The 21190-nt window shown below is 62.8% G+C and carries 17 protein-coding genes and 2 pseudogenes; 7 read left to right on the top strand and 12 right to left on the bottom strand.

Annotated elements, in window-relative coordinates; genetic code table 11:
* The first annotated feature begins 191 nt into the window (after positions 1-191).
* Positions 192-1094, top strand: coding sequence for a LysR substrate-binding domain-containing protein (locus tag SAZ10_RS00100; RefSeq protein WP_412535126.1), 903 nt, complete (start codon positions 192-194; stop codon positions 1092-1094).
* Between the two features lie 73 nt (positions 1095-1167).
* Here SAZ10_RS00100 and SAZ10_RS00095 read toward each other — a convergent pair whose 3' ends face one another.
* The 6 genes from SAZ10_RS00095 to SAZ10_RS00070 all read right to left on the bottom strand — a co-directional run bounded on the left by SAZ10_RS00095 (position 1168) and on the right by SAZ10_RS00070 (position 8689).
* A complete protein-coding gene (locus tag SAZ10_RS00095) occupies positions 1168-1965 on the bottom strand; it encodes a M55 family metallopeptidase (protein WP_318607122.1) in 798 nt (265 codons plus the stop codon).
* 19 nt (positions 1966-1984) lie between these two features.
* Positions 1985-3079 (bottom strand): pyridoxal phosphate-dependent aminotransferase family protein, encoded by a 1095-nt coding sequence (locus tag SAZ10_RS00090; RefSeq protein ID WP_318607121.1) that lies wholly within the window; start codon positions 3077-3079, stop codon positions 1985-1987.
* 17 nt (positions 3080-3096) lie between these two features.
* Complete coding sequence (locus SAZ10_RS00085) at positions 3097-4767, bottom strand: serine hydrolase domain-containing protein (protein ID WP_318607120.1); 1671 nt, start codon at positions 4765-4767, stop codon at positions 3097-3099.
* Between the two features lie 20 nt (positions 4768-4787).
* On the bottom strand, positions 4788-5660 hold the full coding sequence (locus SAZ10_RS00080; RefSeq protein WP_318607119.1) for an ABC transporter permease: 873 nt from the start codon (positions 5658-5660) through the stop codon (positions 4788-4790).
* Complete coding sequence (locus tag SAZ10_RS00075) at positions 5657-6664, bottom strand: ABC transporter permease (RefSeq protein ID WP_318607118.1); 1008 nt, start codon at positions 6662-6664, stop codon at positions 5657-5659. The genes SAZ10_RS00080 and SAZ10_RS00075 overlap by 4 nt, the downstream gene beginning before the upstream one ends.
* Before the next feature lie 99 nt (positions 6665-6763).
* On the bottom strand, positions 6764-8689 hold the full coding sequence (locus SAZ10_RS00070) for an ABC transporter substrate-binding protein (RefSeq protein WP_318607117.1): 1926 nt from the start codon (positions 8687-8689) through the stop codon (positions 6764-6766).
* A gap of 120 nt (positions 8690-8809) precedes the next feature.
* On the opposite strand from SAZ10_RS00070, the gene SAZ10_RS00065 reads away from it, so the two are divergent.
* The gene (locus SAZ10_RS00065) at positions 8810-9763 is read left to right on the top strand and encodes a LysR substrate-binding domain-containing protein (protein ID WP_318607116.1); all 954 of its coding nucleotides are present in this window, start codon (positions 8810-8812) and stop codon (positions 9761-9763) included.
* 252 nt (positions 9764-10015) lie between these two features.
* Positions 10016-11874, top strand: a pseudogene (locus SAZ10_RS33535) (ABC transporter ATP-binding protein).
* A gap of 66 nt (positions 11875-11940) precedes the next feature.
* Here SAZ10_RS33535 and SAZ10_RS00050 read toward each other — a convergent pair.
* On the bottom strand, positions 11941-13134 hold the full coding sequence (locus SAZ10_RS00050; RefSeq protein WP_318607113.1) for an NAD(P)/FAD-dependent oxidoreductase: 1194 nt from the start codon (positions 13132-13134) through the stop codon (positions 11941-11943).
* Positions 13135-13461: 327 nt separating this feature from the next.
* On the opposite strand from SAZ10_RS00050, the gene SAZ10_RS00045 reads away from it, so the two are divergent.
* From SAZ10_RS00045 to SAZ10_RS00035, 3 genes are all read left to right on the top strand, one after another.
* Positions 13462-15537 carry an FUSC family protein gene (locus tag SAZ10_RS00045; protein WP_318607112.1) on the top strand — a complete coding sequence of 692 codons (2076 nt, stop codon included), beginning with the start codon at positions 13462-13464 and terminating at the stop codon, positions 15535-15537.
* On the top strand, positions 15534-15749 hold the full coding sequence (locus tag SAZ10_RS00040) for a DUF1656 domain-containing protein (protein ID WP_318607111.1): 216 nt from the start codon (positions 15534-15536) through the stop codon (positions 15747-15749). The genes SAZ10_RS00045 and SAZ10_RS00040 overlap by 4 nt, the downstream gene beginning before the upstream one ends.
* A 140-nt stretch (positions 15750-15889) precedes the next feature.
* Positions 15890-16858, top strand: coding sequence for an HlyD family secretion protein (locus SAZ10_RS00035; protein ID WP_318607110.1), 969 nt, complete (start codon positions 15890-15892; stop codon positions 16856-16858).
* Positions 16859-16907: 49 nt separating this feature from the next.
* On the opposite strand, the gene SAZ10_RS00030 is transcribed toward SAZ10_RS00035, so the two are convergent.
* The 5 genes and pseudogenes from SAZ10_RS00030 to SAZ10_RS00010 form a co-directional block, all read right to left on the bottom strand.
* Positions 16908-17870 (bottom strand): 3-keto-5-aminohexanoate cleavage protein, encoded by a 963-nt coding sequence (locus SAZ10_RS00030; protein ID WP_318607109.1) that lies wholly within the window; start codon positions 17868-17870, stop codon positions 16908-16910.
* The gene (locus SAZ10_RS00025) at positions 17867-18814 is read right to left on the bottom strand and encodes a 3-hydroxyacyl-CoA dehydrogenase (RefSeq protein ID WP_318607107.1); all 948 of its coding nucleotides are present in this window, start codon (positions 18812-18814) and stop codon (positions 17867-17869) included. The genes SAZ10_RS00030 and SAZ10_RS00025 overlap by 4 nt, the downstream gene beginning before the upstream one ends.
* A 6-nt stretch (positions 18815-18820) precedes the next feature.
* Positions 18821-19627, bottom strand: a complete 807-nt coding sequence (locus SAZ10_RS00020; RefSeq protein ID WP_318607106.1) for an SDR family oxidoreductase — start codon at positions 19625-19627, stop codon at positions 18821-18823.
* A 13-nt stretch (positions 19628-19640) separates the two neighbouring features.
* Positions 19641-19881 (bottom strand): annotated as a pseudogene (locus tag SAZ10_RS00015) (ABC transporter permease); the annotation flags it as partial.
* Positions 19824-20300, bottom strand: coding sequence for a hypothetical protein (locus tag SAZ10_RS00010; RefSeq protein ID WP_318607104.1), 477 nt, complete (start codon positions 20298-20300; stop codon positions 19824-19826). The pseudogene SAZ10_RS00015 and the gene SAZ10_RS00010, both read right to left, overlap by 58 nt.
* A gap of 11 nt (positions 20301-20311) precedes the next feature.
* Between SAZ10_RS00010 and SAZ10_RS00005 the strand changes: the two genes are divergently transcribed.
* The gene (locus SAZ10_RS00005; protein WP_318607103.1) at positions 20312-20986 is read left to right on the top strand and encodes a GntR family transcriptional regulator; all 675 of its coding nucleotides are present in this window, start codon (positions 20312-20314) and stop codon (positions 20984-20986) included.
* The last annotated feature ends 204 nt before the right edge of the window (positions 20987-21190 follow it).

Genomic DNA, 21190 nt, shown 5'->3' with positions numbered 1-21190 from the left:
TCGGGCAGACCTTTCCTCTGAAATCCCCGCGATTTCTAGCTGTAACCCCGGTCGTCCGACAGTCGATTGTTTCCGTCGCTGTGGTACATTGCATGTTCCACAGAGGTCGACCTGTCGTGACCAATTATTCAAGAGACCCGTTGTCGGACGGCCGGACCGCATCGAAATGGTCCGGGCAGACGAAAGTGCATATGCCGCCGCTCCAGATGGTTAGGGCGTTCGAGGCCGTCGCACGCACAGGAAGCATGCGTAAGGCCGCCGACGATCTCGGCGTCAGCCACAATGTGATCAGCTACCACATTCGCAATCTGGAGGCATGGCTCGGCACGCGGCTTCTTCTTCGAAGCGCTGCCGGAACGAGGCTGAACGAGGAAGGGCGCGACTTTTTCGAAACTGTCTCCAAGGCATTCGGTGAGATCGCCGCCGCTTCGGAACGGATCCGGGCGCGCGCCACGAAGGACCGCCTACGGCTGTGGTGCATGGCGGGACTGGCTTCCCAATGGCTCACCTCCAGATTGTCCGACCTCGAGCAAAGTTTGCCGGGCACGGAGATCGTCATTCGGGCGATCGATCAGATACCGGATTTCGCGCGTCAGGAAGCTGACGCGACGATTGTCTATGCAAGACAGAGTGAGCTGCCCGCGGGCGCATTGCTGCTGGCCAGTCCTCGGATGTTTCCGGTGGCTAGCCCCGCCTGGCTCTCCAGGAACGAACCGCCTCTCAGCCTTCAGGACCTGCCGGCCGGACCGCTCATCCACGAGGGAAGTCACAAGCAATGGCAGGAATGGCTCGCCGCGGCAGGCCTTGCGCACACCCCAAGGCTAAGAGGCCCGCACCTTGGGAACGCGGATCTTTGCCTTGAGGCCGCGCTGGCGGGGCAGGGAATCGCGTTGGCTCTCTATCCGATGGCCAGCGGATATCTGGCCCATAATCAGCTCGTGGAACTACTCGATACCGATATCCGCCTGGGAGGCTATTACCTCGTCATTTCACCGTCCCGCAGAGAAGACCAGCTTATGACGCGGTTCCGAGCCTGGCTGGACGATCATCTCGGCAGGCTGGAAGACCGGGGCCGGACGCAGCCGCAAACATAGTCCGCCCTCATGAGCGGCTACTGCCACGGTTGCCGCAATGCGCACCCCGGACCAATGCAAAAATCTCCTCTACTCAGACGACAAATCGTATCGCGCGCTGGATGTCGAAGAAATTGTCGGCCTTGAACCGAAGCGTGCGCGGGGCAGGGTGCTCAATGCCTGGATACCAGCCGCCGCGGTAGGCCTCGATGGGCGTGGTGTACTCGACGACCAGCTCGAACGTGTCGGCCAGTTTTGGCAGGCAGTTCGACAGGTCCCGGGAGAGTGCTGCTTCCACCCTTTCGCGGATTGCCTTGACGGCGCCTTGGGGCGAGAGGGAAAGCGTGGCAGGGCCGAAACCTTCGCTGGTGGCGACGGTCTCGATTTCCGGTACCAGGGCTTTTGCCTCAGCGCACATGCCGGCATCGCCCGACAGGAAGACCGAGGGCACGCCATAGCGGGCCGCGCAATGAGCGTTCAGCGTGTATTCGGACGCGACCTCGCCATTGATCAGCATTCTGGAGACGGTGCCCGTCAACGTATGCGCAAGCGGGTTGGTGTCGGAACCGGCCTTGTTGTGATAGCCGGTATAGAGAGCGGCATCGAAGGTTTCGTCTATGCCGAACATCATCGCATCCGGATGCCCGCTCCAGCCACGCACGATGCGCACATAATCAGGGAGCTTGGAGAGGATGAGGTTGCGCGCCGTCGAGTGTGCATCCTTGACAACCACCTCGTCGGCTCCAGCCGCCTTTGCTCCCTCACAGGCTGCGACCAGTTCGTCGGTCATGTATTCCCGGAATTCGGCATAGTCAGGATTGCCTTTCCTCGCCTCGTCCCAGTTGGTGATACCGGCTGTGCCCTCGATGTCGGCGCTGATGAAAACCTTCATGTCCTTGTCCCTCCAAATCCTATAAGACCGCGCCTATCGACGACAGCAGCCGGTCGATCTGCTCCGGAGTATGTTGCGAAAAAACGGCCAGGCGAATCGTCGGCACGTCCGGCGCATCGGAATATCCCGAGGCGGGCGTGACTTTCACGATGATGTCGCGCTTGTCGAGTTCGGCGCGCACGTGCTCGAAATCGACGTTGCCGCGGATCGAAATGATGGGAACCGGCGTATCCTCGATTTCGAAGCCGAGATTGCGCAACCCTTCGCGCGCATGCCTGACATTGCGTTCGAGGTCGGTGCGCATCTGCGGTGTCGTCTGCAACAGACGCATCGCTGTTATGGCGGCGGCCGCTGCTCCGGGCGGAGGCAGCGAAGCACCGCGCAGGATCATCGCGTTGCTTCGGATTTTTTCGGCAAGCGACGCGTTTGCCGGAACTATGCCGCCGAGCGCGCCAAACGCCTTGCTCAGGGTCCCGGCAAAGAAGTTTGCCTCGCCTTCTAATCCGGCATGCTGCAGGGAACCGCGCCCGCTGCTCCCCAAAACGCCCACCCCGTGCGAATCGTCCACGCACAATATGGAGCCGTCATACGGCTCCATGACTTTTCTGTAATCCGCCAGCGGAGCAAGGCTGCCGGTCGACGGGAAAACGCCGTCCGTTATCACTGCCGCACGTTGGTGCGAGGCCATGTGACGCGAGAGCTGATCGGCGAGGCTGTCGGCGTCGAGATGGCGGAAGCGATGGACCGGTTTGTCGATCGTAGGTATCGCGTCGCGCGCGCTGTAATGGGTGGCCTCGTCAATGAAGATGAGCTCGAAGCTGTCACGCAAGCCCTGCAACAGCGCCATGGGGCTGGTATAGCCCGAGATCATTGTCACGACCTGCTCGGTCCCGAACCAGTCACAGAGCTGCTGCTGCAGATCGCCGTAGACCGGCATGTGCGCCAGCGTTCCGGGACCGAGGCCGAATTGCCGCGTCGCCTCACATGCGGCTTCGATCACCTGCGGATGTCCGTGCAGGCAAAAATAGCTCGTCCCGCAGAAGTAGTCGACGTCGCGGCCATTGACCCGCATGCGTGCGCCCAGTGGGCTTTCCATCGAGACAGGCGTGGCCATAGCCTCATTCCGCTTGTTCAAGCCGCAGCCTGGGTGCGGCGACGCTCGAGGAACATCGGACCTACCCTGATGCCGCGCCGCCCGGTGTCATCGACCGCGTCGAGCTCGAGGACCTCCTCTTCGTAGAGCAGACCACGCATGCGGAAGCGCAAGGCGTCAATCGGCTCGCATTTGTGCGTGCAGAAATACTCGATAAGGCATTTCAGTTCGCCATGGCTGTAGGTCAGGTAGGTGATGTTGAAGTCGGGGCCGTACTCGCCGAGATGCGGAGCAATTTCCGGGGGAACCCGTTCCGCGGCCAGGGATTCGACGCGTGACCAGTCCTGGTCGTTCCAGACCAATCCGCCGGACGCCGGGAAAGAGACGTGCATGTGCGGGTAGTCTGCTCCGCGGCCATAGATGCGTCCGTCGATGACGAAATCGTCACCCAATACCGGCCGGATCTGCAGGGGCACGCCATCGCCCATGAGATAGAGCTTCTCGTCCTTCTTCTTCACTTCCACGACCTCGCCGCTCGCTTCATGCCGGTAGAGGCCAGGCAATTTCGCGAGCTGGTCTTCGCTGATGGGAGGAGGGATCTGCGTGCGGAGTGGAAGCCTGCCCATGCCTCGTTCCGCGAGAGCGATGCGCAGGCCGTCCCCCGCGAGGCGGGAGGCGATCTGGTTGGCAAAATCCAGGGTAGCGAAGATCAGAACGCCGAAACCGGCCTGCGGCAACAGCATCATCTGGGATGCATAGCCATAGACCGCGCCGCCATGCCCGACAGATGTCCATCCGTCCATGTCGCCGACGCCGAAGCATAGGCCATAACCGTTCAACGCCTTGTCATGGCCGGCGGGCCGCTTGCCGATGGGGGTCCACATCTCGCGCAGGGAAGCAGGGCTGACGATGGTGTCGCCTTTGGGCGCGAAACCTCCTCTGAGGAGGCATTGCGCGTAGCTGGCCATGTCGCTGGTGGTCGAGAAGATGTTGCCGGCTGGCGAGCCGCCAAGGCTGAACACCGGTGCCGGGCTGTCGCCCTCCAGTGTCCACATGTCCGCCGGAGCCAGCCTTTCACGAATGCCCGGCGCCATGCCGGCGGAGGTGTCGTGCATGCCTAGCGGCTTCAGGATGTTTTCGGTGATGTAGTCGGCGTAGCTCTTGCGCGTCATCCGCTCGATGACCATGCCGACGACAGCGATGCCCGCGTTGGAATAGTGCATGATGCCGGCGCTGGGATCCTGTTTGAGCGTGGAGGTGGCGAGCTCGGCGACGGTATCGGCCAGAGGCGGCCTGTGCGCATCGAGATAGTGTCCGCTCTTCGGCTCACGTACAATGCCGGCCGTATGACTCATCAGCTTGCGCAGGCTTATCTGCGATCCATACGGCCCGCTCTCACGCCCCGCGAATGGATTGAGCGGCTGGAAGCCGGGCAGATATTCGGAAACGTCCAGGTCGAGGTCGACCAGCCCTTTTTCGACCAGCTGCATGATCGCGACCGAAGTGAATGTCTTCGTGATTGAACCAATGCGGAAGCAGGTGTCCGCTTTCATATCGAAGCGGCGATCGTGGCGCTGGATGTGTCCCTGAGCCAGGAGACCATCCCTGTCGACGAGTGCGTAGGAAATGGACGGAATGGCCTTGTCTTCCACCTCGTAGCGGATGAGGTCTTCCAATAGCTCGACAGCTTCATGTGAAAGCGAAGGCATGGCGATCCCCCCTTTGAGGTTCAGCTTGTGTGGCGCGGATCGAGGATGTCGCGCAAAGTGTCGCCGACGAGATTCCACGCCAGCACGAATAGGAAAATCGCTGCGCCCGGGAAGGCGAGCGTGTACCAGTATTCGAACGGATTGCCGGGCTGACCGACAATCCAGTTACGCGAATAATTGATGAACTGCCCCCAATCGGCATAGCCTTCCTCGGTGCCGACGCCGAGAAAGCTCAGGGCGGAAGCGGTGAGCACCATCGACCCGGTTGCCATCGTGGCCAGAACCAGGACGGGGAAGAAGGCGTTGGGCAGGATATGCAGCACGATCAGCCGAAGGTCGCCCGCGCCGTAGCTTCTTGCCGCATGCACGTAATCCATCTCGCGAATCCGCAGGATTTCGCTGCGTACGACACGGGCATACGCCATCCATCCAAAGGCTGTCAGCGCAACGGTGATCGGGCCTATTCCCTTGCCGAGCAGCGCCGTCAGCACCATGGCCGCAATCAGGAAAGGCACGGCCATGAAGACGTCGACGATGCGCATGAGCACCTCGTCCACCAGCCCGCCATAATAGGCCGCAACCGATCCGACTATCGTGCCGATCAGCACGGAAATCGCGACGACGCCAAGTCCGATCTTGAAGGCGGTGCGCGTTCCCCAGACGACGGCATAGTAGATGTCGTACTGGCCTTCGGTTGTCCCGAATATGGCGTCCGCCGAAGGCGGTTGCGGGGTGGCCAGGAAGCCCGCTCGCGGCGTGTCGTAGGCCGACATCTGAAATTCCTGGGGAGGCGCGAGGACGGGCGCGAATATGGCAACCAGCACGAATGCCAGAAGCAGCAGGATCCCGATGACGGACATCGGATTGCGCCGCAAGTATCGAATGACCTTCATCGCGTCTTCACCCTCGGATCGAGGAGCGGATAGAGCATGTCGACGATGAGATTGAGCACCACGAGCACGACTGCGAAGTACATGCCGAAGCCGAGCACCGCCGGGAAGTCCAGGTTGGATGCAGACTTTGCGGCAAATTGGCCGAGGCCCGCATAGTCGAAAATCGTTTCGGTGATGACGACGCCTCCCATCATCGTGGCCAGCTCCATTCCGGCGATCGTCGTTATCGGCAGAAGAGCATTGCGGCGGGCATGGCGCAGTTCGACCACGCGCTTCGGCATGCCCTTGGCGCGAGCCGTCCGCACGTAATCCTGACGCAGCGTCTCCAGCATGGATGTGCGCATCACGCGCGTCATGTTGGCGAGATTGACATAGGTCAGCGTTATCACCGGAGCCGCAAGGTGGCGCAGCGAGTCCACGAAGATCGACAGATCGCCGTTGAGCAGGGAATCGATCGTGTTCGCGCCGGTGTATCTGATGAAGCCGGGGGAAGTGACGGCGGCCTGCGCCCACTGGCTGAGACGTCCCGGCGGGAACCAGTCGAGGGCTGAATAGAAGACCAGCAGCATCAGCAGGCCGAAGACATATACCGGGAAGGACCAACCGAGGATGGTGAAAATGCGGACCACATGGTCCGGCCAGCGATTGGCGTGGATGCCTGCGCGGGTGCCCAGGTAGACGGCGAGCAGGAAGCCCGGAATGAATGACAGGAACACCAATTCCATCGTCGCCGGCAGGAGCGAGGCGAGGGCGTGCGCGACCGGCTGGCGCGCCGTCTCCGACCATCCAAGGTTGCCCGACAGGATATTGCCGATCCAGTGGCCGTACTGAACGTAGAAAGGATCGTTCAGCCCATACTGCTCGATCATCCTGCGAATGCTGTCCTGTCCACCCTTCAGAAAGTCGGGTGATGGTGCGTAGGCGGCCAGGCGCTGCGTCGGAGACAGCGACATTTGCAGCGCAAAAAGCATCAGCGACAAGGCGAAGAGAACGACGGGCAGCATCAGCAACCGCCGCAAGGCGTAGTTCAGCACATTCAGGCCTGCTGCATGGGAGGTGAAGTCAGCGGGGCGGCAATGCCGCCCGGCAAGTCCATGGATCGCTCAGTTGCCTTTCTTGATCGGGTAAAAGTCCCAGGCGCCATAGAGGATCATGTTGTGGACGTAGCCGTCGATGTTGCTGCGGGTGACGATGTAGCCGAAATCCTCCCACAGGAACTGGGTGGTTGCATATTCGTAGGACATGTCCTGCAGCTTGGCGTAGATGGGCTCGCGCACTGCTGGATCGCTCGAGGCCCAGGCCTCATCCAGCAACGGCTTGAACTTCTCGGCCATCAGGTCGCGATAACCTTGCCCCATCATCCCGCCGACGAGGCCGGTCGGAGACAGGTAGTAGGTCGCGGCGCCCAGCGGGCCACCCGGATCGGAATAATCCGGTCCCCATCCCATGTAGGTCAGTGGCGATGCAGGCTTTTCACGATTGTTCAGCTTGTCAGAAATCGACGCCCAGGGCAGGGACTGGATCTTCATCTTGAATTTGGGGTTGATGCGCTGCAGCCCCTGCTGGAGAGCGGACAGCGCGGCGGTGCCGTGCGGCGTGCCTTCCTGCACATAGGCCGTAAAGGTGAAGCCGGTATCCCACAGCTTGCCTCCGAACGCCTTCTTGAAATGCTCCGCGGCCTTCTTCGGATCATAGGTATAGATCGGCGAGTCGGGACGATAGCCCATGATGCCGCGCACCGTCGGTCCGCGCGACTGGACGGTCTTGCCGAGCAGGACCTGCTTTATCAAGGCATCGTAGTTCTGCGCATAGTTGAAGCCTTTGCGCACGTCGATATCGGCGAAGAAGTCGGGCGGGATGCCGTTTCCGTCCAATTTTCCGCTGCCGATTGCCGGGTTGTCTGCGTCGTCCAGCGGCCAGGCGAAGTAGAGCCCGCGGCCGAAGACCTTCGGCAGGCCGTCAATGACCTTCACCCCTTCCGTCTTGCTCAGTTCGTCGAGGAATTCGACTGGCGCCCAGACGAAATCGGCATCGCCCGACAGAAGCTGGAGACGACGCGTGGTCCACTCCGGCACGGTGCGCATGACGACGCGCTCGAGCGAGGCCGGGCCCATGAAATAGTTGTCGAAACGCTTGAGCGTGATGCGGCGGTCGGTGCGGTCCCATTCTTCGAGCATGAAAGGACCCGTGCCGTTCTCCTGCGCGAAAAGCGGATCGTCACCGAGCTCGGGACGATAGTATTTCTTCCATGTGTCGCCGTCGCCATCCCATCCACCGACCGAGGCAACCCACTCCTTGTCGACGATCGATGCCCCGAAAGGCAACGCCAGAACGCCAAGCGTGGCCGGGAAGGATTTGGGCAGTTTCAGGGTCACCTTGTCGCCGTCGACGGTGATCTGCGATGCGAGCTCGTCATAGACCTTGCGCAGCGTCTCGGGGCTGGCGTCGTTGATGCTCTTTACGTTGCCTTCCGTTTCGGCCCATTTGGCGATGTCGGTGTACTTGCTTCCCGTCACCACCTCGGTGATCGCGTTCGACATCCAGGATTGTCCCATGAGGATCGCGCGCAACAGGGAATAACGCACGTCCTCAGGAGTGATCTCGCCGTAGCCGGGTTCGATCTTGGCCTTCTGTTCGTCTGTCAGGCCGTCGTAATACTCCCACTTGATCTTGCCGTCGTCTCCCTTGATGCCGACCTTGTGGGCGTGGACGCCCTTGCGGATCGGAAACGTGTAGCTGATCGATCCGTCGCTATCCTGCTTGATCAGCCCGTTCTCGAGGCTCGGAACCTCGGTGGAGATGGCGGGCACGAACTGCGAGATCTCGGAGCCGTTGTAGTTCAGAAGGCGGCTGTAGACGTTGAGCACCCCGTAGCTGCTCGGAGTATTCGCGATATAGGCGGGATCGAATGATAGGACGTCATCGGTCCACAGAAACACGAATGTTCCCGGGTTCTTTGTTTCGGCGGTGGCAGGCATGATCGCCAGGCCAAGGCCCATGCATAGGGCCAATGCTAATGTACGTTTCATTAATATTCCCCTGCAGTTACATGCTCGATCTTCTTCTTGTCTCGAAAGCTAGGGGGATGCTTGCCTCGGCGTCCAATGCGTAGATAGGATCGGTTATGCAGGGGATGCATGAGGTGACGAATGGAGCTGGCTTGGCTCGAGGATTTCCTGGAGCTCGTCGCAACGCGGAACTTCTCGACTGCGGCGGCATCGCGAAACATCTCGCAACCGGCATTCAGCCGGCGCATCAAATCGCTCGAGGCGTGGGTCGGCGCCGACCTCATCGATCGCAGCACTTACCCGGTCCACCCTACCGCTGCCGGGCACATGTTCTTTGGGCGTTGCCAGGAAATGGTCCGCGACATGTATCGCCTGAGGACCGACTGCCGAAACTCGGCCGGCGAGACGTCTCGGCCGCTTACTTTCGCCGCCTTGCACACACTGGCGATCTACTTCTTCCCCATATGGATCAGCAGCCCGGACATGCCCAACGCGCCCGTCCGCAGCAGCATGCACACGGCCGATTTCCTCGAATGCGTGGAGCATCTTTCCTCGGGTAAATGCGACTTCGCGATCACCTATGACCATCCGGATGGGCCACCGGTGCTGGAAGCAGGCCCGTTCGAATCCCTGCAGATCGGCAAGGATCGGCTTGTTCTGGTGTCGGGCGCCGGTCCGGAAGGTCGTCCGCTCTTCGATATCGACGTGCCGGAAGGCACAAGAATCCCCTATTTGTCGTACTCCTGGAATGACGGCTATCTGGGCAAGCTGATCTCACTCATCCAGTCGCGCGGGCGGCGTCCGCTCAATCTCAACACCGTCTTCCAGTCGTCGCTCGCGGAAGGCCTCAAACAGATGGCGGTCGCCGGACGGGGGGTGGCGTGGCTGCCGCAAATCTGTGTCCAGAAGTCGATCGCGCAAGGCGAACTTGTCCAGATAGGGGGACAGCAAATGTCTCTGGAAATTGAGATCAGGATCTTCCGGCGGCTGGGCACGCGCAACCGCGAGGGCGAGGCGCTGTGGAAATATCTTTGCCAGAGAGCCGAACACATTCGCGGACGCGGCATGGTCGATTCGACGCTGACCATGCGCTGACATATCGCCAGCCACCCCATGCAAAAAGGAAGATGGCGATGCAGGATTCGCATAACGCCGCTGCCGATCCTTCATAGCGGCGGTTTCTCGGGCTTACGCTGAGGCGGGGGCGGCAATCGCAGCCGAACCGTGCGGCTGCTGTCAGCTTTGACCAGATGCACGCTATTGACAGCTTGCCGGCTCATTGCGTTCGATGTCACCCGATCAATCCTTGCGCAGAGGGAGTTCGTTTTGACCGCTGTAGGCGCCAGTGTGCTCGACCTCCCTGCCGATGTGATCCTGTCCGTCGAGAATCTCGAAGTCAGCTTCGCGAGCGAAGCGGCAAAACCAATCCGCGCGGTTCGCGGCGTCTCCTTCCAGATCAGGCGGGGCGAAACGCTGGCGCTTGTCGGCGAGTCGGGCTCGGGCAAATCGGTGACGGCGATGACGGTCATGCGGCTTACCGAATATGACGGCGCCAGGATAACGGGTGGGCGAATTCTGATGCGCCTCAAGAACGGCGCGGTCACCGACCTGATCAAACTTCCGGAAAAGCGGGTGGAGGCCCTTCGCGGCTTCGAATTCTCCATCGTCTTTCAGGATCCGATGTCGAGCCTCAATCCGGTCTTCACGGTAGGGGACCAGATTGCCGAAGCGGTGATCCGGCACCAGGGCAAGTCTCCCCGCGAAGCCCGCGACATTGCCATGAACGTGTTGAAGCTCGTCCGCGTCCCGAACGCCGAGCGGCGGCTCGATCAATATGCGCATCAGCTCTCCGGTGGCATGCGCCAGCGCGTGATGATCGCAATGGCGCTGGCTTGCAGGCCGTCGCTGATGATCCTTGATGAGCCGACCACTGCGCTCGATGTCACCATTCAGGCTCAGATCCTGGACCTTGTGCGGGCGCTGCAGAAAGAAATCGGCATGTCGGTTCTGTTCATCACTCATGACATGGGGGTGGTCGCCGAGGTCGCGGATCGTGTCTGCGTGATGCTCAAGGGAGAAATCGTCGAAACCGGTCCCGTGAATCAGATTTTCGACGAGCCGAGGCACGGCTACACTAGGGCCCTGATCTCCGCAGTGCCACGGCTCGGCAGCATGGCCGGCAGAGACTCGCCGGAAAAATTCCCGCTCGTCGTCTACGATGCAGAAACTGCGATGCCGGAGGCCGCCCAACAATGACCGGAAGCAAGCGACTGGCGGACACGAAGCCCCTGGTCGAGGTTCGCGACCTCGTCACCCGGTTCGAACTGAAAGGCGGAGTGTTCGGCCGCGTCGCCGGGCGTGTGCATGCGGTGGAGAATGTATCGTTCGAGATATTTCCGGGTGAAACGCTGGCGCTGGTTGGCGAATCCGGCTGCGGCAAATCGACGGTCGCGCGCAGCATCATGCAACTCGACAAGCCGCAATCGGGCTCAATCCGCTACGACGGCAACGAGATGATCGGTGCGTCGCGCAAGACTCTCGCAAAGTTCCGGCGCGAAGTGCAGATGGTCTTCCAGGATCCGTTCTCTTCGCTCAACCCGCGCATGACGGTTGCGCAGGCTCTGACGGATCCCATGCGGGTGCACCATGTCGGCTCGCGCGCGCAGCTCCGGAAGCGAGCAGCCGACTTGCTGGCAAAGGTGGACCTGCCGGCTGAATATCTCGAACGTTATCCGCACGCCTTTTCCGGTGGCCAGCGTCAGCGGATATGCATTGCCCGAGCGCTGGCGCTCGACCCGCGCCTCATCATTGCTGATGAAGCTGTTGCTTCATTGGACGTGACGATCCAGGCGCAAGTCATCAATCTGTTGATGGATCTGCAGCGCGACATGGGAATTGCGATCCTGTTCATCAGCCATGACATGGCCGTGGTCGAACGCATGGCACATCGCGTAGCCGTAATGTATCTGGGAGAAATCGTCGAAATGGGGGACCGGCATTCGGTGTTCGGCAACCCGCAGCATCCCTATACTCGCAAGCTGCTCTCGACGGTTCCGGTCGCTGATCCCGCAAAGCGGCCCGTCGGCCGCGAGCCGATGTCGGATGAAATCCCCAGTGCCGTGCGTAGCCCGGATTTCGTCCCGGTACGCCTGCCGATGAACACCGTCTCGCCCACGCATTTCGTCCGGCAGACCGCGCTGCCCTGATCTGCGAGTTCAATGGGGATTCAGTCTCTCGGTGCTGGCACCCGGCTGCGGCGCTTAATCCCGACCTCAGGGTTTACCCGCCATCCGATCCGCGAGCAGCCGCCCGGTGGTCGGGCCTAGTGTGAAGCCTTGATGCCCGTGGCCGAAATTGCCCCACAGCGTGCGGTGCCTCGGTAGCAAGCCGACGAAGGGCAACATGCCGGGAAGGCAGGGCCGACGCCCCATCCACGCTTCCGCTTCAACCGGATCGCCAAGCTCGGTGAGCTGCCGTGCCATGGCGGCCGCCCGGTCCAGCTGCCGCGGAGTTGCCGGCGCATCGCGCCGCGCAAGCTCGGCCCCGGTCGCCACGCGCACACCAGCCTCCATAGGCGACACGACCATGCCGTAGTCGGGATCGTGCAGGGTGATCGCAAGGCCGCCGGTGTTTGCGAAATGCCGATGGTAGCCTCGTTTGTAGACCATCGGGAAACGGTAGCCAAAACGGCGCAGAAGATCGGGCGACCAGGGGCCGAGCGCGATCACCGCATGTTCGGCTTCTATTCGGCCGGACTGCGTCGATACCGACCAACCCGCACCTGCAGGTTGCAGCGTCGTCGCATCGCCGACTTCGCAGCGGCCCCCGCGCCTTTGGAACAGCTCGGCATAGGCGGTCACCAGGCCGCCGGGGTCGCGGCAGGTCCAGGGATCCGCCCAGCGCACGGCACCCGCAAGGCCGGGCCGGAGCGCGGGCTCCCTGCGCTCCAATTGACGGGCGTCCAGAGTCTCTGCCCCTACGCCGTAGGTAGTGGCAAGCCGCTCGACCTCCCGGCTAGAGGCGTCGAGAGCGGCGGCGCTGCGATATATCTGATAGAACCCATCGCGGCGGATCAATCGTTCGGCCCCGGCTTCCGCGATCAGCGCCTGATGATCGGTGGTTGAGCGGCGGATCATCGGCGCATAAGCCGCCGAGATTGCGCGGTGACGGTCGCGGCGCGAAGCGCGGAAGTAGCCCCACAGCGCCTGCGCCTGACCAGGCAGCGCGGCGAGCTGATAGCGCACATCGTTGCCGCGTCCTAGCGCGATGCGGACAAGGCTCGGAATATCCCGCGGCAGGGCATATGGCTCGACGGCCTCGGCCTGGATGATGCCGGCGTTGCCGTAGCTCGTCTCGCGGCCCGGTTCTCTGCGATCGATCAGCACGACGTCGTGTCCGTCCGCGCGAAGGGCCAACGCGGTGGACACCCCGACCATGCCTGCGCCAAGGATAAGGACAGTGCTCATGGGATTTCGACAAAGGATAGGAGGCGTAACAAGCCTGGATGCTGCCTGGCTGCCTCTTATATGCCGAAGCGCGGCTCGGCAATTCCCTTGATGCGCAGCCCCGGGATCGCGAAGGTACCGCTGTCGCGCACCGGCGAGCATCGCAGGCATGCGACTGGCCAGGGGAGGTGCTGCCTTCCCGAAGGCGGCCCAACACCATACGCTGCGCAATAGATCGAATTTCGGACCGGCGGCAGCCCACCGGCATCGAGCCTCCATGAGCGCGCCAGCGTGGCAGTGGCGGTTGCTCAAATGTATCATCCGGCGGGGCAGCGCTGAGCAACGCGTATGACGTCTGGAGACTTCTCACGCCAGTCCGCCGGCAACACTGGACGCCGGCCGGACGCCGCATTGCTGCCGGGCTGGCTCAGGGCGGCACTTCCCGGATTGCTCTTCGGCCTGCGGCTGTGGGCGGCCGTCTGCCTGGCGCTGTACGTTGCCTTCTGGCTGCAGCTCGACATTCCGCAATGGGCGGGGAGCAGCGCTGCGATCGTTTGCCAGCCGCGCCTCGGGGCGACGCTGCGCAAGAGCTCGTTCCGCATCATCGGCACCGTCGTCGGCGCGGTGATGATCGTGGTGCTGACCGCTCTGTTCCCGCAGCACCGCGTCGGTTTCCTCCTCGGCCTCGCGCTGTGGGGCGCCGCATGCGGCTTCGCCGCTACCATCCTGCACAATTTCGCCTCGTATGGAGCGGCGCTGGCAGGCTATACCGCGTTCATCATCGCCAGCGACGTGCTCGGCGCGACCGGCGGCGCCAGCGACGAGGTGTTCATGCTCGCCGTAAATCGCGTCAGCGAGATCTGCGTGGGCATCGTCTGCGCCGGGATCGTGCTCGCCGGAACCGATCTCGGTAACGCCGCGCGCCGGCTCGGGCCGCAGCTGGCCGCTATCGCGGCCGAGATCTCCATGCAGCTCGCCCTGACCTTCGCGCAACTCGGGCAGGATCGGGCAGCTAGGCGCTTGATTGGGCGCGGACTATTCGCCCGCATCATCGCCCTCGACCCGGTCGTTGATGAAGCGATCGGCGAAAGCTCCGGCCTGCGCTACCGAGCCGGGGCGCTGCAGGCGGCGATGGACGGGCTCTTCGCCATGCTCTCCGGCTGGCGCACGATTGCCGACTGCCTGGAGCAGCTGCCCGACGAGCAGCGCCGGCGCGAGGCGAAGCTCATCCTCGACAGCATTCCGCGGCAGCTGCACGAGACGGCGAGCGAGGGCGGAGCGGGTGCCTGGGTCAACGACCCACTCAGCCTGCATCGTCTTTCTCGGGCCGGGGTGCGTTCGCTGACCGCCCTGCCGGTGCGCTCGGCCTCGCTGCAGCTCATGGCCACCACCCTGGCAGAGGTGATGCTGGCACTGCAGCGCGTCTTCGATGCGCTGGCGCTGCTCGGCGGCCATTCGCAGGGCTTACTTCCCGCTCCGCATATCGCCGGGATCCATGTCCCCGACCTGCTTCCGGCCTGGATCAACGCAGTGCGCGTCTTTATCACCGTCGCGGCGCTCCAGGTCTTTTGGGTCGTGACCGCATGGCCGAGCGGCGGGCTGGCCATGCTGTTCGGCGCCATCGCGGTGATCCTGATGTCGCCACGAGGAGACCGCGCGGCAAGTGCGACGAGAACGCTGCTGCTGGGTATCTGCATTAGCGCGGTGGTAGCGGGAATCGTCGCTTTTACGGTGCTGCCCGTCATGCACGGCTTCGTCGGCCTCAGCCTCGCTCTCGGCCTGGTTCTCTTGCCGCTCGGTACGTTGGCGACCCACCCCCGCCTCGGGCCGATGCTGCTCACCATGTCGGTCTACTCGATCGTGCTGGTTGCACCAGCTAATCCGATGACCTACGACCCGCAGCAGTTCTATAACAACCTGCTGGCAATGGTGGCAGGCGTCATCGCTGCGATTCTGGCATTCGCGCTGATACCGCCGCTTTCGCCGGAGCAGACCGCCCGGCGGTTGCTCTCGCTTACCTTGCGCGATTTGCGCCGCATCGCAGCTGGCGAGAGGTCGCCCACGACCGAGCATTGGGAGGGGCGTATCTACGCCCGTTTGCGCGTGCTGCCGGGCGCCGCGACGCCTATGCAGCTCTCACATTTGGTCACTGCCCTTGGCGTCGGATCGGAAATCATTCGGCTGCGCCCCTGGGCGCGTCGCCTCGGGCTGGAGCCGGATGCCAATGCCGCGCTTCACGCCGTCGCCGTGGGCGACTGCGCCGGTGCCATCCGCGGGCTCGCCGCACTCGATCGCGAACTCGTCAACCGTGCCGCCGGGGAGCCGGACAGTTCGATCGGGATACGCGCCAGAGGTGGTGTCCGTCACATCTCGGACGCGCTCGCCCGGCATGCCGACTTCTTCGGGGGAGCTGATACAAGATGAGGTTCACCGAAATCGACATTCTGGGCGTCTACATCTCGCCGATGGTGCCGATGCTGCTCGGCGCATGGCTGCTGCTCGTCGTCTTGCGCCGCGTGGACGATCACTTCCTCCTGCTCTCGCGCCGCATCTGGCACCCGGCGCTGTTCTGGTTCGCCATATTCCTAATGCTGCTGTCCTCCATCGTTCTGCTCGTTGCCGCCAGAGCAGGATGAACTGGAGCCATCCTTCGATTCCAGTCGTGCTGATCTAGCTTTGCTCGACCGGCCTGTTAGGACAGGTGGGATCGAAGATGCGGGCGCAGTAACCGTCATCGCCCGCCCTATGTATCTCGAGACTGTCTCGGAGATCGTCGATGTCCATCGCCAAAACCGAGCCCGAAAATCCCGACCAGGACGTCGGGAAATCCAAGGACGTCGAGATTCCGCCGCTGGCGGCGGCCGAGCCGCGCGTCCGCAGACGGCTCGCCGCCCGCGTGGTGCCGGTGCTCGTAACGCTTGTCGCCATCGCCGTGGCGGCGCCGCTGTGCTGGTGGATGTGGCAGACCTATATGGCGGCGCCGTGGACGCGCGACGGTACTGTGCGCAGCTACGTCGTGACGATGGCGCCCGAGGTCGCCGGGCGCATCGTCGAACTGCCGGTCGTGGATAACCAGCTCGTGCGCGAGGGCGACCTGCTGATGGTCATCGACCCCACCAACTTCAAGCTTGCCCTCGGCCTTGCCGAGGCGTCGGTGAAGCAGGCCGACGCAAACGCAGAGAACGCGCAGGCCGAGGCGGAACGCCGGCATCGGCTTAGCGAACTGACGGTGACCCAGGAGGAGCGGCAGACCTTCGATGCAACCGCGCTCGCAGCCCAGGCCCAGAAGCAGCAGGCGCAGGCGGCTCGCGACCAGGCGCGTGTGAACCTGGAGCGCACGCGCATCGTCGCGCCGTGCAACTGCTATGTGACCAACCTGCTGGTGCAGCGCGGGGCCTACGTCAATGTCGGTGACAAGGTCATGGCGCTGGTAAACGCCGAAACGTTCTGGGTCGATGGCTATTTCGAGGAGACCGCGCTCGGGCGCATCCGCGAGGGCAGCCCGGCGACCGTCAAGCTGATGGGGTCGAGAGAGGTGTTGCGGGGCCATGTCGAAAGCATCGCTCGCGGTATCGTAGTGCCGAACGCGCAGCCCGGCGCCTCGGGGCTCGCTGAAGTGAACCCGATCTTCGCCTGGGTGCGGCTCGCCCAGCGGGTGCCAGTCCGTATCCATATCGACTACGTGCCGGACGGCGTCCGCCTGGTCGCCGGCATGACGGCGACGGTCCAGATCGAGACGGATTGAGCGGGCGTGCTGCCGCCTCGGCCGCGAGGCCCAGGCAACACCGACAACCTCAGAATGCGACCTTGTCGCCTCCCTTCAGCTCCAGGATGGCGCGGGCCTCGTCGGGCGTGGCGACTTCGAGCCCCAGCCCTTCGATGATCTTGCGGGCCATTGTCACCTGTTCGGCATTCGATTTTGCGAGCCTGCCGCGCCCCGCCCAGAGGCTGTCCTCAAGTCCGACGCGGATGTTGCCGCCGAGCGCAGCGGCCTGGGCCGCGATGCGCAGCTGGCTTGCGCCGGCACCAAGAACGGACCAGCGGAAATTGGCGCCGAACAGCCGATCGGCCGTGCGCTTCATATGCGCCACGTCTTCCGGATGTGTACCGATGCCGCCCAGCAGCCCGAATACCGATTGGACGAAAAAAGGCGGCTTCACCAGGCCGCGGTCGGCGAAATGGGCCAGGTTATAGAGGTGGGCGATGTCGTAGCACTCGAACTCGAACCGGGTGCCGTTGTCATAGCAAGTCGAAAGAATATACTCGATGTCCTTGAATGAGTTGTGAAAAATCAGGTCGCGCGTGGCTTCGAGATGCGGCCTCTCCCAGTCGAATTTGAAGCTCTCGTATTTGTCGACGAGGTGATAGAGGCCGAAATTGATCGAGCCCATATTGAGCGAGGCGACCTCCGGCTTGAACTGGGCGGCCGGCTTCACGCGCTCCTCGACTTTCATATACGGACTGCCGCCCGTGGTGATGTTGATCGCCGCGCTGGTGCCCTGCTTGATGCGCGGCAGGAAGCGGGCAAAGGCCTCCGGCGTCTGGTCGGGCTTGCCGGTCTCGGGGTCCCGGGCGTGCAGATGCAGGATCGCGGCCCCGGCTTCCGCCGCCGCAATCGCCTCGGAGGCGATCTGGTCGGGCGTGATCGGCAGATAGGGAGACATGGTCGGCGTGTGGATCGCGCCGGTCACCGCGCAGGTGATGATGACCTTGCCCTTGGACGTCGTGCCGCTAGACTTGCGGGTGGTCTCGCTCATTTGCCAAACTCCTCGTCCGATTTCCTTTTGTGGGCGGCGAGCGCCATCATGCGGCGGTCGCGCCAGACCTGGCGCTCGGCAAGCTTTTCCTTCGGAAGACGCTCGCGCCGGCTGGACTCGACCGCCTCCATGACTTCGCCGGCCCAGTCGACCCGTCGCAGCATCTGCGGGAAGATGTTGGAATAGATGCCCTGGTAGCGCTCGACATAGTCGCGCACGCCGCCCGGCGCGTTGAGGTCGATCGTCTCGAACGGCCCCATGAAGGACCAGCGCAGCGCAAGACCGTCACGGATGCCGATGTCGACGTCTTCGACCGTGGCATAGCCGTCGGCAACGAGACGGAAGGCCTCTTCGAGGAGAGCGCCCTGCATGCGGTTCATGATGAAGCCGTCAAGCTCACGCTTCATCACCAGCGGCGCGTGACCGGCTGACACCAGGAAGGCACGTGTTCGTTCCACGGTCTCCGGCGATGTCCAGGGCGCCGGCACGACCTCGGCGGCCGGGACGAGATAAGGCGGGTTGATCGGATGAATGACGAGGCAGCGATGCCGACCTTTGAGGTGCTCGGTGAATGTGGAGGGAAGCAGCGCCGAGGTCGAGCTGGCAATAATGGCGGCCGGCCCCGCGGCGGCGTCGATGCGGGAGAAGACATCGCGCTTGATCTCGAGCTTCTCTGGCGTGTTCTCCTGGATGTGCACCGCGCCGTCGAGCGCCTTCTCGATATCGGCGGCGACCGAGATGCGCGAAAGCACCTCATCCGGTGTCTCGCCGCGCAGCAGGCCGTTGACGGCAAGGTCGCCGAGCACGCCGGCTATGTAGGCGCGAGCGCCTCGCGTGGCCTCTGGCAGGTGGTCCCACAGGCGCACCTCGTGACCCGCACGAGCGAAGCTGATCGCCCAAGCCCGGCCAATGAAACCGCTACCGACAATGGCTACCTCGGACATAGCCCCTCACAAAGTCTCGACATTTCCGTCTACGCCCAGCGACTGGCCGGAGATGTTTACTCCGGCGTCGGACAGCAGGAACGCCACCATGGCAGCGACGTCATATGGGCTGGTCATGCGGCGCAGCGAGATGTTCTGCAGATAGCGCCCGGTCATCTCCTCGTGACTGATGCCAAGCTGCCCAGCGCGCGCCGCGATCACGGCCTCGATGCGCGGACCCTCGATGATGCCAGGCAGGATGGCATTGACTCGGATGCCGTGCGGCCCGAGCTCCTTGGCGAGGCTCTGGGTGAAGCCGACAACACCGAACTTCGCGGCGGAGTACGGAGTGCGGAAGGCATAGCCGTGCCGCCCGGCGGCCGAGGACATGGACACGATCGAGCCGCCGCCGGCAGCCTTGATCATCGGCACGGCGCGGCGGGCGCAGAGGAATTGCCCAGTCAGGCAGACGTCGATGCAGCGGCGCCAATCTTCCGGCGAGATCTCGTCGACCCCGCCGGTCGGGCCGGCAATACCGGCATTGTTGATCAGCGCGTCGAGGCCCCCCAGCACCGATTGGGCAGTCTCGAACAGGCGCTCGACATCGGTTTCGCTGGACACGTCGGCCTTCACCCCTGCTTCGATCCGGACCTTGCCGCCGACCGAGCTCAGGGCTTCGTCCGACACGTCGCAAATGACCAGGCGAGCGCCGAGCTTCGCCAGCGTGTCGGCGATCGCCAGCCCGATGCCTCCGGCGCCTGCGGTGATCACCACTCGCTGGCCCTTCAGGCCGCCCAGAAAGTCTTCCGCCGAGTTCGGCGCGCGTGTACTCATTCCGTCATTTCCTTCATTGCCAGCGCCGTTCGGGTAGCGCCATGACGGCGCCGAGAACGACAAGACCGTAGAGGATTGCCCGTGCCGCATAGGGCAGGGTGGTGCAGGGGAGCAGCATCTGCAGCGGTCAAGAGCAGCACGCCCCCAAGCATACCGAGATAGTGACCCCGGCCGCCGGCGATCAGCGCGCTGCTGACTACGACAACGGCGATGAAAGGCAGCGGGTAGTCGTCGCCGATACCAGGGCTTGCCTGGCATTTACCTGCTGGATCTGGCGCTGGGCGTTGGGGCCGGCCACCTGCACCTGCAGGTCGACCTTGTCGGCAAGACTTTTGTGAGCGGCGATGGCCTTGACCATGTTAGCCGCTTCGGCCTGCCAGTCGTTGCCGATGTAGCTCATGCTCAGAAAGATCTTGTGTTTGCCCTCCGCCTGCGCGGCAGAGACCGCGCAGAGTATGCTTACGGCCATTCCAGCCAATAGCACTGCGCGTCGGATTCCGATGCTCATAGCTTTCCTCCCAAATTTACGCCGCTGCATGCCCGGCAGGCTTCCTCCAATCGGCATGTCGACCTTATGGACGATTTGATCGAAGATCAATGATTGAAGATCATTCACCTGACGCTTGACGGCAAAAGTGGTAAGCTTCCATGTGCGTGGGGCCGACACATTCACAGGGACGCTCGATGTCCGCAGCTGCATTTGACAAACGGGGGCTGCAGATCCCCCAACTCACCAGGGAGACCCTTCAGGAACAGGTCTTTCGGCGCGTCACCGAGTTGATCCTGGACGGCACGATCGTGCCCGGAGAGATGGTCACGGTGCAAAGTCTCGCAAATCTCTTCGGGGTGAGTCCCATGCCTGTGCGCGAGGCTTTGGGTCGCCTGACCGCGGCCAATGCGCTGACCGTCGTTTCAGGGCGCTCGATCGGAATACCGCCGCTAAATCTAACGCGGCTGGTGGATCTTCGTAATGTTCGGATCGAAATCGAGGCGATCGCCGCAGGCTGGGCGGCGGAACGGCGCGATGATGAGATCATCACAGTACTCGCCGGACACCTCAACGATATGGAGAACTCGATCGCGGCCGGCGATGTGAAGGCTTATCTACGCGGAAATCACGCGTTCCATTTCGCGATCTACCGTGCCGCCGGATCGGAAAATCTGCTCAAGATCATCGAGAATCTGTGGCTTCAGATCAGCCCCTATTTCAACATGCTGCATGGCTCGTATACGGTCGCCAACGAACACCATCAGAAGATGTTCAAGGCGATGCGCGACCGCGACGCTGAAGCGCTCAGGAACGCGGTGCGTGCCGACATCGATGCGGCCTATCAGGTGCTGGCCAAGCGCCTGGGGTAAGGATCTGTGGACATTAGTCCGCGATCCGACACGCCTGCTGGAGGACCCCTCATCCGTCTCGGCGCTAAAGCGCCGATCCACCTTGCATTGGAAATTGTGTACGAAGACGGGTCTCGCAAGGGACGCCAATGGCCGGGTGGCCACCCGGCCATTGGCGCCGATCGTCGGATCGCATCCACCTGAACCTGGAGGGTTGAGGAGAAG

The organism is Mesorhizobium sp. BAC0120 (assembly GCF_033542235.1).
In the GTDB taxonomy this organism is placed as follows: Bacteria; Pseudomonadota; Alphaproteobacteria; order Rhizobiales; family Rhizobiaceae; genus JAWRCU01.
The sequence above is the reverse complement of the archived record's forward strand: the minus strand, read 5'-3'. Positions and strand labels throughout refer to the sequence as shown.

What these genes read in the sequence shown, in the direction of transcription:
- SAZ10_RS00100 (WP_412535126.1), top strand. Translation starts at nt 192, where the DNA reads ATGCCGCCGCTCCAGATGGTTAGGGCGTTCGAGGCCGTCGCACGCACA.
- SAZ10_RS00095 (WP_318607122.1), bottom strand. Translation starts at nt 1,965, where the DNA reads ATGAAGGTTTTCATCAGCGCCGACATCGAGGGCACAGCCGGTATCACC.
- SAZ10_RS00090 (WP_318607121.1), bottom strand. Translation starts at nt 3,079, where the DNA reads ATGGCCACGCCTGTCTCGATGGAAAGCCCACTGGGCGCACGCATGCGG.
- SAZ10_RS00085 (WP_318607120.1), bottom strand. Translation starts at nt 4,767, where the DNA reads ATGCCTTCGCTTTCACATGAAGCTGTCGAGCTATTGGAAGACCTCATC.
- SAZ10_RS00080 (WP_318607119.1), bottom strand. Translation starts at nt 5,660, where the DNA reads ATGAAGGTCATTCGATACTTGCGGCGCAATCCGATGTCCGTCATCGGG.
- SAZ10_RS00075 (WP_318607118.1), bottom strand. Translation starts at nt 6,664, where the DNA reads ATGCTGCCCGTCGTTCTCTTCGCCTTGTCGCTGATGCTTTTTGCGCTG.
- SAZ10_RS00070 (WP_318607117.1), bottom strand. Translation starts at nt 8,689, where the DNA reads ATGAAACGTACATTAGCATTGGCCCTATGCATGGGCCTTGGCCTGGCG.
- SAZ10_RS00065 (WP_318607116.1), top strand. Translation starts at nt 8,810, where the DNA reads ATGGAGCTGGCTTGGCTCGAGGATTTCCTGGAGCTCGTCGCAACGCGG.
- SAZ10_RS00050 (WP_318607113.1), bottom strand. Translation starts at nt 13,134, where the DNA reads ATGAGCACTGTCCTTATCCTTGGCGCAGGCATGGTCGGGGTGTCCACC.
- SAZ10_RS00045 (WP_318607112.1), top strand. Translation starts at nt 13,462, where the DNA reads ATGACGTCTGGAGACTTCTCACGCCAGTCCGCCGGCAACACTGGACGC.
- SAZ10_RS00040 (WP_318607111.1), top strand. Translation starts at nt 15,534, where the DNA reads ATGAGGTTCACCGAAATCGACATTCTGGGCGTCTACATCTCGCCGATG.
- SAZ10_RS00035 (WP_318607110.1), top strand. Translation starts at nt 15,890, where the DNA reads ATGTCCATCGCCAAAACCGAGCCCGAAAATCCCGACCAGGACGTCGGG.
- SAZ10_RS00030 (WP_318607109.1), bottom strand. Translation starts at nt 17,870, where the DNA reads ATGAGCGAGACCACCCGCAAGTCTAGCGGCACGACGTCCAAGGGCAAG.
- SAZ10_RS00025 (WP_318607107.1), bottom strand. Translation starts at nt 18,814, where the DNA reads ATGTCCGAGGTAGCCATTGTCGGTAGCGGTTTCATTGGCCGGGCTTGG.
- SAZ10_RS00020 (WP_318607106.1), bottom strand. Translation starts at nt 19,627, where the DNA reads ATGAGTACACGCGCGCCGAACTCGGCGGAAGACTTTCTGGGCGGCCTG.
- SAZ10_RS00005 (WP_318607103.1), top strand. Translation starts at nt 20,312, where the DNA reads ATGTCCGCAGCTGCATTTGACAAACGGGGGCTGCAGATCCCCCAACTC.